Raw genomic sequence first — 12652 nt, 5'->3', positions numbered from 1 at the left:
ACGGCCGGATCTTGACTTCCGGTTGATCACGACACGGCGTGTCGCGCCGGAAAACCACCTCCGAGCAGGCAAAGTCTAGAGTTCGCCTTCAGGTTTGGCCGCCCGGCCCAGGCTCAGGCGCTCTGCACCCGGACGCTCGCCGACGGCTTCTCGCCGATGTCGCCGTAGACCGACTCGAGATTGACCCGGCCGTCGCTGAGCTTGTAGGTCAGCCCCACGATGGCGAGCTTGCCGGTGGCGATGCGGTCGGCGACGATCCGGCTGCGCTGCATGAGCAGGCGGCCGGTCTCGACCACGTGGCGCGCCTCGAACTCGTCCACCCGCGACAGGCCCTCGCTGCGGCCGGCGAGGATCGACGGCGCCACGCGCTCGACGACGTCGCGGATGTACCCGCCCGGGATCTGCAGCTCGTCGAGGGCGTCGAGGGTGGCCTTCACCGCGCCGCAGCTGTCGTGGCCGAGCAGCACGATGAGCGGGACCTCGAGCACCTCGACGGCGTACTCGAGCGAACCGAGCACGGCGGAGTCGATCACGTGTCCCGCGGTCCGGACGACGAACATGTCGCCGAGACCCTGGTCGAAGATGATCTCGGCGGCCAGGCGGGAGTCCGCGCAGCCGAACAACACCACATGGGGGTGCTGCCCCCGACGAGGCGCTCGCGGTCCTCGATACCCTGGCTGGGATGTTGGGACTCGCCCGTGACGAATCGCTCGTTGCCGTCACGCAGAACGCGCCAGGCCTGGCGGGGTGTCATACCGATCATGCTCAATAGTGTGCCACCAGCCACTTTGCTCGGTTGGTTCGATACCCATGAACGCGATCTGCCGTGGCGTGATCCGTCGTGCACCGCGTGGCACATCCTCATCAGCGAGATCATGCTGCAGCAGACCCCGGTGTCCCGGGTCCTGGAGCCGTGGCGCGCCTGGGTGGAGCGCTGGCCGGTCCCCTCGGCGATGGCCGCCTCGACTCCGGGCGAGGTCGTGCGCGCCTGGGGCAAGCTCGGATACCCGCGCCGCGCGCTGCGCCTGCACGAATGTGCCAAGGTCCTCGCGAGCGAACACGCCGACCGGGTGCCCGACGACGTCGAGACGATGCTGACGCTGCCCGGGATCGGGGACTACACCGCCCGCGCGGTGGCGTGCTTCGCCTACGGCCGAGCGGTTCCCGTCGTCGACACCAATGTCCGACGAGTGATCGCGCGGGCCGTGCACGGCCGCGAGCATCCGGGCAATCCCTCCCGGCGCGATCTCGCCGACGCCGAGGCTCTGCTGCCGAGACGCCCCGACGGCGGGTACGCCGAGACCGCGCCCCGGTTCTCCGCGGCCCTGATGGAGCTGGGCGCACTGGTCTGCACGGCACGAAACCCCAAGTGCGACAACTGCCCGCTGACCGAGTGCACGTGGGTCCGCCTGGGCCGGCCCGCTCATCTGGGGCCGCCGCGACGCACCCAGAAGTTCGCCGGCACCGACCGCCAGGTCCGCGGGTTGCTGCTCGACGTCCTGCGCGGCTCGACCGGCGCGGTCGAGCGAGAGAAGCTCGACGTCGTGTGGACGAAGGACACCGCGCAGCGCGATCGCGCCCTCGATTCGCTGCTCGTCGACGGCCTCGTCGAGCTCACCTCCGACGGCCGATACTGTCTCGCCGGCGAGGCCTGAGACCTCGCGTCCCGGCGCACCGGCGACGCCGGTGAGTCATTCGATCATTCGGGTATGGGCTCCCGCCGGTCGACGATCGTTGCTAATGTCCCCGTCCATGAGCCAGCCGCCGTATCCTCCTGTCCCTCCGTCGGACCCGGACCAGCCGGGCGACCAATCCGGCCAGCAGCCGCCCCAGTACGGGCAGCAGCCAGATCTCAACAAGCCGTCGACCCCGCCGCCCTACGGCCAGCAGCCTCCCCAGTACGGTCAGCAGCCGCCGCAGTACGGTCAGCAGCCCGGATATGGTCAGCCGCAATACGGTCAGGCACCGCCCCCGCCGCCTCCCGGCAACCCGCAGTACGGCGCCCCGCAGTACGGTGGATACCCCGGCGGAGCCGTTCCGCCCGGCGCCGCCGGCACCAAGGTCGACGTGGGCGAGGCGTTCTCCTGGGCGTTCAACAAGTTCAAGAACAACGTCGGCGCGATGATCCTGCCCGGCCTGGTGGTCTTCGTCCTCGCGCTCGTCGTGGGCGCGCTGGCCATCTGGGGCGTCGCGCTCTTCGGCAGCACCGAAACCGTGTATCTCAGCAATGGCGTCACTGTGGAGGAGACCACCCTCGGCGCCGGCGGGCTGTTCCTGATGATCGTGCTGTACATCGTGCTGATCCTCGGCCTCCTGTACGTGCAGGCGTCGATCACCTCCGGCGCGGTCCGCGTCGCCAACGGCGAACCCGTCACCGCGGCGTCGTTTCTGACCCCGATCCGCTTCGGTGCCGTCGTGGGCACCGCGATCCTCGTCGCCCTGGCCACCGGCATCGGCTACGTGCTCTGCATCATCCCGGGCCTCCTCGCCCTGTTCTTCCTGATGTTCTCGGTGGTCGCGACCATCGACAAGGGACTCTCGCCAATCGACGCGATGAAGGCGTCCTTCGAGCTCACCAAGTCGAAGGTCGGCGATTCGATCATCACGCTGCTGGTGACCTACGTGATCAATCTCGTCGGCGCTCTCGTCTGCTACGTCGGACTGATCGTGTCGGCCCCGGTCGCCCAGCTGTTCCTGGTGCACTGCTGGCGCCGCCTCAACGGAGCACCCATCGCTCCGGCCGACCCGAACTGACACCACCGGCAAATCCACTCGGGGCGCACACGATCCGTCGTGTGCGCCCCGAATCATGTTGGCCGGTGGCCCGGTCCGTTCAGATCTCCAGACCAGAGAGGAACGCCTCCACCGCGCCGCGGTAGACGTGCGGCGCATCGTCGTGGACGAGGTGCCCGGCACCGGCGACGTGCAGGTACTGGGCATTCTCGTTGAGCGCGCACATCTTTCGCATCTGCCCGGGCGGGGCGACGGTGTACTCGGCCTCGATGACCAGCGTCGGCACCGAGACCGCCTCCCACTGCTCCCAGAAATGGCGGGTGCCCCACTCCTCGGCGATCGCCGACCACACCGGGATTCGCCCGTGGAGCCGCCCGTCGTCGAAGGCCTCGTAGAAGTACCGGCCGGCGACCGGACCGAACATCTCGACCGCCTCATCCACGGAATCGAATCGCTCAGGCCAGGATTCGAACCACGGCGTCCAGTTCGCGGTTGTGCGCCCGCGGAAATCGGGGGCCATGTCCTCGACCACGAGCGCCGCGACGAGTTCGGGATATGCGGCGGCCGTGCACCATCCGTGCAGCGCCCCCATCGAGTGCCCGATGAGGATCGCCGGCCCCTGGTCGATCCAGGTGAGGATCTCGGCGAGATCGGCGACGAACCGCTCGGTGCACAGCTCGGCCGGATCGTCGGGCTCCGGGAAGTCCGCGCCCATGTGGAACGCCGCGTCGTAGGTGAAGACCCGCCCGTAGCGTCGCAGCCACGGGACCTGGCGTCGCCAGGTGCGCCCGCGGCCCATCAGACCGTGCAGCAGCACGATCGGTCGGACAGGCAGCCCGCTCGGCGGCGCTCCTCGGTTGTCGTCGGTGATCACCGGGCCGCCGTGGTCACGCAGCCCGATCTCGCCGATCGCCTGGGTCTCGACCATGGGGTGTCACTGTAGCGGCCGGCAACGACCGGGCCCCGCAATGCCGTGCCGACTCCCGGCCCGACCGCCCTCCCAGCGCATAAGGTGGACTCATGGCTGTCGTGAAGATCAACGCAATCACCGTCCCCGAGGGCGCCGGCCCCGAGCTGGAGAAGCGGTTCGCCAACCGCGCCGGCTCGGTCGACGGCTCCAAGGGATTCCTCGGCTTCCAGCTGCTGCGCCCGGTCAAGGGCGACGACCGGTACTTCGTCGTGACCCAGTGGGAGACCGAAGAGGACTTCCAGGCATGGGCGGGCGGGCCGGCCCGGGAGGCACACGCCGGCGAGCGCGCGAAGCCGGTTGCGACGGGCGCCGATCTGCTGGAGTTCGAGGTCGTGCTCGACGCACGCCCCAAGGCCTGACGGACAAGCCCTGAACCCGTCCGTCCCGGCCGGCGAGCAGTTCGTCTCGCCGATGTTCCCGCTCGGCACCGCCGTGCTACCGGGTGGCGAGGTGCCGCTGCGCGTCTTCGAGCCCCGGTACCGGCAGATGGTGGGCGACCTCATGGCGGAGTCCGACGGGCGACCGGTGGTGCGGTTCGGGGTGGTGCTGATCGCCCGCGGTCCCGAGGTCGGCGGCGGAGAGGTGCGATGCGACGCGGGCACCCTGGTGCTCGCCGACGTCACCGATCGGCTGCCCGACGGCAGGGCGCTGCTGGCCGGCACCGGCACCTCCCGTTTCCGGGTCGTCGAATGGCTTCCGGACGACCCCTATCCCCGGGCCCGGATCGAGGTGCTCGCGGAGCCTGCACTGTCCGACGCCCACCTCGAGCGGCTGCACGAGATCGACCGGCGCCTGCGCGTCGTCCTGCGCGGGATCCTCGAGGCGGCGGGCAAGGACGCCGACGCCGTCTTCGCCGCGCTCGACATCGTCGACGCCGATCCCCTGGTGGCCGACGTCTCGCCGATCTACCGCTGGGCCAATCGACTCCGGATCGAGCCCCACGATCAGCAACGCCTTCTCGAGGCCGCCGACCCAGCCGCACAACTGGACGTCCTCGACGACGTCGTGGAGGGCCTGGAAGCACGGGCGGCCTTCGGCGGGAGCTGATCGGCGGCACCCACCCCTGGCGGTGGAGTTAGAACGTGTTCTAGTATTGCGTGTGCCGTAGTTCACACTTGCCTGCCGGCGGCCGAGAATCCGCTGCGTGACCGGGCAAGATCCCGTCCTCCTGAGGAGCACACGCGCAATGACCGAGACCGTGGAGTCCAGCACCGCCACCATCGTCGGCGGTGGCGACCGATCCCAGTTGCTCATCGGCGGCCAGTGGGTCGACCCGCATTCCACCGAGACCCTCGAGGTGTTCTCCCCCGCCACCGGCGAGCGCGTGGGTTCCGTCCCGCATGCCGACGCCGCCGACGTCGACGCCGCGGTCCGCGCCGCCCGTGCCGCCTTCGACTCCGGGGTGTGGAGTTCGACGCCCCCGGCGCAGCGCGCGGACATCATCGCGAAGGTCGCCGACCTGATCGACGAGCGCGGCGACGAGATCACCGCCCTCGTCTCGGCCGAGATGGGCGCACCGCCGAGCGCCATCAGCACCCTGCAGCAGTTGCCCGGAACCGGCGTGCTGCGGGCCTACGCCAACGCCGCCCGCGACTACCAGTGGGAGGAGTACCGGACCGGCCTGTTCGGCACCACCCGCATCACCCGTGAGCCGGTGGGCGTCGTCGGCGCCATCTGCGCCTGGAACGTCCCGCTGTTCATCACCTGCAACAAGATGGGCGCCGCCCTCGCGGCGGGCTGTTCGGTGGTGCTCAAGCCCGCGCCCGAGACCCCGCTGACCGGCAACTACGTCGCCCAGCTGTTCATCGAGGCCGGCGTGCCGCCGGAGGCGATCTCGGTGGTGACCGGCGGCACCGAGACCGGCCAGGCCCTCGTCGCCCACCCGGACGTCGACAAGATCACCTTCACCGGGTCCACCGCCGCGGGCAAGGCGATCGGCGCCGCCTGCGCCGAATCGCTCAAGCGGTGTTCGCTGGAACTCGGCGGCAAGTCCGCGGCGATCGTGCTCGACGACGTCGACATCGCGTCGAACGCCTTCATGCTGACCTTCCTCGGCCTGTTCAACACCGGCCAGGCGTGTGTGGCCCAGACGCGAATCCTGGTGCCGCGCAGCCGTCACGACGAGATCGTCGCGGCCATGGTCGAGGCGGCCAAGACGATGAAGGTCGGACTCCCGTCCGATCCCGAGGCGCAACTCGGCCCGCTGATCTCCGAGAAGCAGCGCCAGCGCGTGGAGGGCTACATCGAGCAGGGTAAGAAGGCCGGTGCCACACCGGTTCTCGAGAGCGAGCGCCCGGCCGACCTCGAGCCCGGCTACTTCCTCACCCCGACGATCTTCACCGGCGTCACCAACGACATGACCATCGCGCAGGAGGAGATCTTCGGCCCGGTCCTGTCGGTGATCGCCTACGACGACGTCGACGAGGCGATCGCCATCGCCAACGACTCCAGCTACGGCCTGGCCGGCAGCGTCTGGACCAGCAACGTCGAGCGCGGTATCGAGATCTCCACCAAGATCCGCACGGGTACCTTCGGGATCAACTGGTACGCAATCGATCCCGAGTCACCGTTCGGCGGCTACAAGAACTCCGGCATCGGCCGCGAGAACGGTCGCGAGGGCCTCGAGTCCTTCCTCGAGCACAAGTCCACCATGCTGCCGATGGGCTACGAGGTGAAGACCGACTGATCTCCCATCTCTCACAGGGGGTACCGGGGCCGGACGCGCTGCGTCCGGCCCCGGTTCTTGTCTGCGTCCCCGGATGGTGTGGCGAGATGGCCTCCGCGGCGGACGGTCTGCGGCGACGCCTCAGCGCGCGGCGGCACCCGCCGGCTCGACGACCTTCGCGTGACCGATCTCGGCCGGCAACTGGTGCGTCACGACGACGACGATCCGGTCCGGGCCGAACAGGTCGTCCTCGGCTCCGAGCAGGCGGCGCAGCAGATGATCGGCGTCGTCGGCCGAGAGGTGCTCGGTCGGCTCGTCGAGCAGGACCACCGGCGCCCGGTGCAGAAGCGCGCGTGCCAGCAGCAGGCGCCTGCGCTCACCGCCGCTGACCGCCTCGGCGCCGCCGGACAGCGTGGTGTCCAGGCCCTCGGGCAGGCGAGCGAGCCAGCCGTCGAGGCCGACGGTCCGCAACGCCTCGCCGATCTCCTCGTCGGTCACGTCCCCGCGCGCGACGCGCAGGTTCTCGCGCACCGACGTGGAGAATATGTGCGCCTCCTCCGCGAAGTAGCAGGCGGCCGCGCGCAACCCGACCTCGGCGCGGGTCGAGACGTCGACGCACCTCACCTCGCCCGCAACCGGTGGGAGCAGTCCCGCCAGGGTCAGCAGCAGGGTCGACTTGCCGACGCCGCTGGGCCCGACGACCGCGAGCCGAGAGCCCGGTCGCAGATCCAGGTCGAGCCCGTCGGCGGGGCCGGCGAGCGCGCGATCCGCACGCCCCCAGCGCAATCCGCTCGTCGTGACCTCGACCGCACCGGGATGCACCGGCACGTCGGCGGTGTCGGCGTCGTCCGCACCCTCCCGGGCGCCGTCGACCAGGGCCATGACCCGCGCCGCGCTCTGCCTGCTCTTCTCCAGCTGCAGGCCCGCCTCGGTGAGCGGCGCGGTCGACTCGAACGCCGACAACGGCAGCAGGATCAGCACGCCCAGGATCATCGGGGTGAGACCTTCACCCGACGCGATGCCGGCCAGCGATCCGGAGACCTGCGACGCGAGGATGATCGCGATGACGCACGCCGCGAGCAGCGACACACCCATCGACAGCGGGGTCGCCGCCGCGGCCGCCGCCTCCATGCGGCGCCCGCGATCGGTGGCCTCCAGATGGCGACGGTCCGCATCGGCCGCCGCCGCCAGGATCTGCGCGCGGCGCCGGGCGACGGTCAGTTCGGCGGCGTGCCACAGGGCGGCGGTCGTGGCCTCCGCGGACTCCGCGCCGGCCTGCGCCCCGTCGTGGATCGTGCGTGCGGCACCGCGCGCGGCCAGCCACGGTGCGACACCGCCGCTGACGATCAGCGCGACCGCCAGCACCGACGCCGCCGGGATCGACACCACCGCCATCACGACGACCGCGGCGAGCGCCGTGGTGGCGCCCACGCCGATCGGGATGAGCCCGCGGATCAGCGCGTTGCCGATCTCGTCGATGTCATCCCCGGTGCGCGTCAACAGCTCTCCGCGACGCAGCGTCACCGAGTAGGCGGGGTTGCCGGTGGCGAGCGCCCGGTAGAGCCGCTCCCGTGCGGTCGACATCGCGCGCAGCGCCAGGTCGTGGGTGGCGAGCCGTTCGAGGTAGCGCAGCAGACCGCGCGAGATGCCCAGGGCGCGGACGGCGGTGATCGCCACCGACAGGTACAGCACCGGGGGCTGCTGCCAGGCGCGGGTGATCAGCCAGGCCGACAGCGCGGCGAGGCCGAGCGCCGACAGGGCACCGCCCACGCCGAGCAGCAGGGCCTTGGCGACGGCGCCCCTGCGGAGCCCCAGCAGGCCCAACGCGCGGATCAACGGGTCGTCACGCACGGCACACCTCCCCCGAAGTCGACGATCTGGTCGGCGAACTCACGCGCGACGTCGCGGTGGGCGACGAGGATGACGGTGTCGCCCGCGCGCGCCCGTTCGCGCAGGACCTCGAGCACCGCCCGCTCCGAGGCCGCGTCGAGGTGGGCGGTCGGCTCGTCGAGCAGCAACAGCGGCGCAGGCGAGGCGAGCACCCGGGTCAGGGCGAGACGCTGACGCTGTCCTGCCGACAGACCCACGCCGCCGGCGCCGAGCCGGGTGTCGAGTCGCGCGGGCAACTCCAGCACCACGCTGTTGAAGCCGCTCGCCACGGCCGCACGCTCGGCGGCCTCGGTGTCGAGCGCACCGAAGAGTTCGAGGTTCTCGCCGACGGTCCCCGGCACGATCACCGGCTGCTGCGGCAGCCAGGCGATCTGCTCGTGGAGGGACTCCGAGTCGGCGTGCAGCACCGGCGTCGAGCCGATCAGGACCGACCCGTCGTCGGGGGTGAGCAGCCCCATGATCGCGGCGAGGGTCGTCGACTTCCCGGAGCCGTTGGGTCCGGTGAACAGCGTGACCGTGCCCGGCTCGATCGTCGCCTGCAAGCACTCCGGAGCCCAGCCGTCGCGGCCGTGCACCCCGAGATCGAGGATGGTGACCGGCGCGCCCGCGACGGTCACGCCTCGTCCGCCTCCGGCGGGCGCCTCCTCCTCGCCTGCGGTGTCGATCAAATCGAACACCTGTTCCGCGGCGGTCAGCCCGTCGGTCGAGTTGTGGAACTGCGCACCCACCCGGCGCAGCGGCAGGTACGCCTCGGGAGCCAGGATGAGCGCGAACACACCCGCATACAGCGACATCTCGCCGAAGACCAGGCGCAGGCCGATGCCGACGGCGACGAGGGCGACGCACAGGGTCGCGAGCAGCTCGAGCACCGCCCCGGACAAGAACGCCACCCGCAACGACGACATGGTGCTGCGCCGGTGCGCCTCGCCGAGTTCGGCGACCTGCGCGGCGGGCGCCTGCGCCCGGTTCAGCGCGCGCAGGGTGGGCAGCCCCGCGATCAGGTCGAGCAGTTGGGCGGTGAGCCGGCTCATCGTCGCCAGCTTGCGAGTGGTCCGGTCCTTGGTCATCAGGCCGACCAGGATCATGAACAGCGGGATGAGCGGCAGCGTGATCAGGATGATCATCGCCGACGGCCAGTCCGCCAGGGCGATCACCACGACCACGGTGGGGGTGATCGCGACCGCCGCCACCATGGCGGGCAGGAATCCCGACAGGTACGGCCCCAGTGCGTCCAACCCGCGGAGCAGCACCGTCGCCGCGTGCTCACGGACCCCGAGGAGCGTCCGTCCGGACGTCCGGCGCGGGTCCGTGAGCACGTCGAGGGCCTCGGCGCGCAGTTCGGCGATCGCCCGCTCCGCCGCGCGGTGGGAGTAGCGGTCGTGGCCGTAGGCCATCACCGCCCGTGCCCCCATCGCGACGGCCAGCTCCACCAGATGCACCCACTGCGAGCCGAACGAGCGCAGCTCCGGTGCGACGATCAGCTCCGAGAGGATGGATGCGGCCATCCACGCGGCGACGATGATCGCGATGACCTCCGCCACCGCGAACACCGCCGTGACCGCCACGTACCGACGCGTGGTCGGCGAGTACCGGAGCAGCCTCGGATCGACCGGGGGCCGGGATCTCACTTGCTCGTCACACGCAGCGACGACAGCCCGTGGGAATCCGGGATCTGCGTGACCGACAGGCGCTTGCGGAACACCCAGTAGCTCCACGCCTGGTAGGCGATCACCACCGGCGTGATGAACACCGCCGCCCACGTCATCACCGTGAGCGTGTAGCTGCTCGACGACGTGTTGTCGATGGTCAGGTTCCACGCCTCGTTCAGCGTCGAGGGCAGCGCGTTCGGGTACAGGACCGCGAACAACGTGGCCACCGTGCCGGCGATGGCGATCGAGGTGAACAAGAAGGCCCAGCCCTCCCGACCGACCTGCGTCGTGGCGACCATGCCGAGGGCGGCGACCGCCGCGATCAGCACCGGGATCCAGGTCCAGCCGTTGCCGTAGGCGAACTGGGTCCACAGCAGGAAGGCCGCCGCGACGACGAGCGTCGGCCACGCCAGGCGCGAGGCGTACCGGGCGGCGTCCTCCTGGAGCACGCCGCTGGTCTTCAGCGCGATGAAGACGGCGCCGTGGGTGAGGAAGGCCAGCAGCGTGGTCGCGCCGCCGAGCAGGGCGTACGGGTTGAGCAGGTTGAAGAACCCGCCGGTGTACTGGGCGTCGGCGTCGATCGGCAGGCCGCGCACGACGTTGGCGAAGGCGACGCCCCACAGGATCGCGGGAATCCACGAGCCGAGGCCGATGCCGACGTCACACCACATCCGCCAGCGCGGGTTGTCGATCTTGCCGCGCCACTCGATCGCGCACACGCGGGTGATCAGGCCGATCAGGATGAGGAACAGCGGCAGGTAGAACGCGGTGAACATCGTGGCGTACCAGCCGCCGAACGCCGCGAACAGCGCACCGCCGGCGGTGAGCAGCCACACCTCGTTGCCGTCCCACACCGGGCCGATGGTGTTGAGCAGCACCCGGCGGCGCTTGTCCGGGTCGGCCTCGGGGTCGTCCGGCGACACCTTGTCGTCGCCGCCGGTGTGGCTGGAGCCGAGGAACGGCATCAGCATGCCGACGCCGAAGTCGAATCCCTCGAGGACGAAGTACCCGACGAACAGAACCGCGATGACCAAGAACCAGAATTCTGGGAGTCCCATGTCAGTCTCCTCCTAGTACGCGAACGAGAGCTGCTTGGGCTCGTCGGATTCGGAATCGGAATCGCCGTCGTCATCGCCCGGCGGCCGCGAGTCGTAGCTCGCCGGCCCCTCGATGACGTACCGCCGCTGCAGCATGAACCAGATGACGCCCAGCGCTCCGTAGATCAGGGTGAAGCCGATGAGTGTGGCCCACAGGACCGGCGGCGTGTGGTTGGACACGCCGTTCTGCACCAGCATGCTGATGCGCAGCGGGTCCAGGTCGTCCTCCCAGTTCGGTGCGACGACCCACGGCTGACGGCCCATCTCGGTGAAGATCCAGCCGGAGCTGTTGGCCAGGAACGGCGTCGGGATCATCAGCAGGGCGATGAAGCCGAACCTGCGGGACTCGACCACCCGCTTGCGCCGGGTCAGCCACAGGCCGCCGAGCGCGACCACGACCGAGCCGAGCGCCCAGGTGATCATGGCGCGGAAGCCCCAGTAGGTGACGAAGAGGTTCGGCGCGAAGTTCTGGTTCGCCGGCACGTTCGGGTTGTCGGCGAAGGCCTCCCGGTACTGCTCCTGCAGGTTCTCCACGCCCTGCAGGGTCGCGTCGAACCGGTGCGTCGCGAGGAACGACAGCATCTTGGGGATCTCGATGACGTGGTCGATGTCGTCGCAGTTGTTCTGCCGGCTGGTCGACAGCACCGAGAAGCCGGGGCCGGTCTGGGTCTCGCAGAGGGACTCCGCCGACGCCATCTTCATCGGCTGCTGCTTGAACATGATCTGGCCCTGGATGTCGCCGGTGACGAACAGCGCGAGGCCCGACACCAGGGTCACCCACAGCGCGAACCGGGTGACCGGGCGCCACAGGTCGCGTGCGTCCTTCTCGAGTGTCTCGGGAGTGGCGTCGATGTGGCTGGGCGAGGTGCTCTCCGGGACGACGCTCGCATCGCCGGTCTCGGTCGCCTCGCGCAGCTTCTTGGCGCGCCACATGTTCCGCGCCATCCACCAGATGCCGATGGCGGCGACGAAGGTGCCCGCGGTCAGGAACGCGCCCGCGATCACGTGCGGGAAGGCCGCCAGCGTCGTGTTGTTGGTGATGACCGCCCAGAAGTCGTCCATCGCCGGCCGGTTACGGGCCTCGTCCCACTTGACGCCGACGGGATGCTGCATCCACGAGTTCGCGGCGATGATGAAGTACGCCGAGGCGTTCACGCCGATGGCCGCCAGCCAGATGGTGGCGAGGTGGACCTTCTTGGGCAGGCGGTCCCAGCCGAAGATCCAGAGCCCCAGGAAGGTCGACTCCAGGAAGAACGCGACGAGCCCCTCCAGCGCCAGCGGCGCGCCGAAGACGTCGGCGACGAACCGGCTGTACTCGCTCCAGTTCATGCCGAACTGGAACTCCTGCACGATGCCGGTCGCGACACCGAGCGCGAAGTTGATGAGGAAGAGTTTGCCGAAGAATCGGGTCGCGCGGAGCCACTGCTCGTTGCCGGTGACGTGCCACACCGTCTGCATCACCGCGACCATCGGCGCGAGGCCGATCGTCAGCGGGACGAAGATGAAGTGATAGACCGTCGTGATCCCGAATTGCCACCTGGAGATGTCCAGAGCATTCATATCTTTTTGCCTCGAATCAGGTCACCGGTTGTCACCGGCAGGTTCCCAATGCACGCGACCTACTACGTCCGGTAGTAAGTCCCAGCGC

Annotated in this window: 10 protein-coding genes and 1 pseudogene; 5 read left to right on the top strand and 6 right to left on the bottom strand. The window is 69.9% G+C overall.

Annotated features, from left to right (window positions below; all coding sequences use genetic code 11):
• Positions 1-113 precede the first annotated feature (113 nt).
• Positions 114-763, bottom strand: a pseudogene (locus tag E1P53_RS16255) (carbonic anhydrase).
• Between E1P53_RS16255 and E1P53_RS16250 the strand changes: the two are divergent.
• Together E1P53_RS16250 and E1P53_RS16245 are read left to right on the top strand one after the other, a co-directional pair.
• Complete coding sequence (locus tag E1P53_RS16250) at positions 762-1655, top strand: iron-sulfur binding domain-containing protein (RefSeq protein WP_131734920.1); 894 nt, start codon at positions 762-764, stop codon at positions 1653-1655. The pseudogene E1P53_RS16255 and the gene E1P53_RS16250 sit on opposite strands and share 2 nt — an antisense overlap.
• 97 nt (positions 1656-1752) lie before the next feature.
• The gene (locus E1P53_RS16245; RefSeq protein ID WP_131734919.1) at positions 1753-2754 is read left to right on the top strand and encodes a hypothetical protein; all 1002 of its coding nucleotides are present in this window, start codon (positions 1753-1755) and stop codon (positions 2752-2754) included.
• A gap of 79 nt (positions 2755-2833) precedes the next feature.
• On the opposite strand, the gene E1P53_RS16240 is transcribed toward E1P53_RS16245, so the two are convergent.
• Positions 2834-3661 (bottom strand): alpha/beta fold hydrolase, encoded by an 828-nt coding sequence (locus tag E1P53_RS16240; protein ID WP_131734918.1) that lies wholly within the window; start codon positions 3659-3661, stop codon positions 2834-2836.
• A gap of 92 nt (positions 3662-3753) precedes the next feature.
• Here E1P53_RS16240 and E1P53_RS16235 point away from each other — a divergent pair, with 92 nt between their 5' ends.
• The 3 genes from E1P53_RS16235 (at position 3754) to E1P53_RS16225 (ending at position 6389) form a co-directional block, all read left to right on the top strand.
• A complete protein-coding gene (locus tag E1P53_RS16235; RefSeq protein ID WP_006899022.1) occupies positions 3754-4062 on the top strand; it encodes an antibiotic biosynthesis monooxygenase family protein in 309 nt (102 codons plus the stop codon).
• 52 nt (positions 4063-4114) lie between these two features.
• Positions 4115-4750, top strand: a complete 636-nt coding sequence (locus E1P53_RS16230) for an LON peptidase substrate-binding domain-containing protein (RefSeq protein WP_131734917.1) — start codon at positions 4115-4117, stop codon at positions 4748-4750.
• A gap of 139 nt (positions 4751-4889) precedes the next feature.
• The gene (locus E1P53_RS16225; protein ID WP_131734916.1) at positions 4890-6389 is read left to right on the top strand and encodes an aldehyde dehydrogenase; all 1500 of its coding nucleotides are present in this window, start codon (positions 4890-4892) and stop codon (positions 6387-6389) included.
• A 120-nt stretch (positions 6390-6509) separates the two neighbouring features.
• On the opposite strand, the gene cydC is transcribed toward E1P53_RS16225, so the two are convergent.
• The 4 genes from cydC to E1P53_RS16205 are packed head-to-tail and all read right to left on the bottom strand — an operon-like array spanning position 6510 to position 12564.
• A complete protein-coding gene (gene cydC / locus E1P53_RS16220) occupies positions 6510-8219 on the bottom strand; it encodes a thiol reductant ABC exporter subunit CydC (protein ID WP_131734915.1) in 1710 nt (569 codons plus the stop codon).
• Positions 8201-9886 (bottom strand): thiol reductant ABC exporter subunit CydD, encoded by a 1686-nt coding sequence (gene cydD / locus E1P53_RS16215; protein WP_131734914.1) that lies wholly within the window; start codon positions 9884-9886, stop codon positions 8201-8203. The genes cydC and cydD overlap by 19 nt, the downstream gene beginning before the upstream one ends.
• On the bottom strand, positions 9883-10965 hold the full coding sequence (cydB, locus tag E1P53_RS16210; protein ID WP_131734913.1) for a cytochrome d ubiquinol oxidase subunit II: 1083 nt from the start codon (positions 10963-10965) through the stop codon (positions 9883-9885). Before cydB ends, cydD begins: the two co-directional genes overlap by 4 nt.
• Positions 10966-10977: 12 nt before the next feature.
• Positions 10978-12564, bottom strand: coding sequence for a cytochrome ubiquinol oxidase subunit I (locus E1P53_RS16205; RefSeq protein ID WP_131734912.1), 1587 nt, complete (start codon positions 12562-12564; stop codon positions 10978-10980).
• Between the last annotated feature and the right edge of the window lie 88 nt (positions 12565-12652).

The sequence above is a fragment of the Gordonia paraffinivorans genome (genome assembly GCF_900683595.1).
GTDB lineage: Bacteria > Actinomycetota > Actinomycetes > Mycobacteriales > Mycobacteriaceae > Gordonia > Gordonia paraffinivorans.
Note: the sequence above shows the minus strand (reverse complement) of the source record. Positions and strands in the feature narration are given on the sequence as shown.

Bases quoted from the DNA above. Each gene is read 5' to 3' on its own strand.
- E1P53_RS16235 (WP_006899022.1), top strand. From the start codon at position 3,754: ATGGCTGTCGTGAAGATCAACGCAATCACCGTCCCCGAGGGCGCCGGC.
- E1P53_RS16250 (WP_131734920.1), top strand. From the start codon at position 762: ATGCTCAATAGTGTGCCACCAGCCACTTTGCTCGGTTGGTTCGATACC.
- cydB (WP_131734913.1), bottom strand. From the start codon at position 10,965: ATGGGACTCCCAGAATTCTGGTTCTTGGTCATCGCGGTTCTGTTCGTC.
- E1P53_RS16225 (WP_131734916.1), top strand. From the start codon at position 4,890: ATGACCGAGACCGTGGAGTCCAGCACCGCCACCATCGTCGGCGGTGGC.
- E1P53_RS16245 (WP_131734919.1), top strand. From the start codon at position 1,753: ATGAGCCAGCCGCCGTATCCTCCTGTCCCTCCGTCGGACCCGGACCAG.
- E1P53_RS16205 (WP_131734912.1), bottom strand. From the start codon at position 12,564: ATGAATGCTCTGGACATCTCCAGGTGGCAATTCGGGATCACGACGGTC.
- E1P53_RS16240 (WP_131734918.1), bottom strand. From the start codon at position 3,661: ATGGTCGAGACCCAGGCGATCGGCGAGATCGGGCTGCGTGACCACGGC.
- E1P53_RS16230 (WP_131734917.1), top strand. From the start codon at position 4,115: ATGTTCCCGCTCGGCACCGCCGTGCTACCGGGTGGCGAGGTGCCGCTG.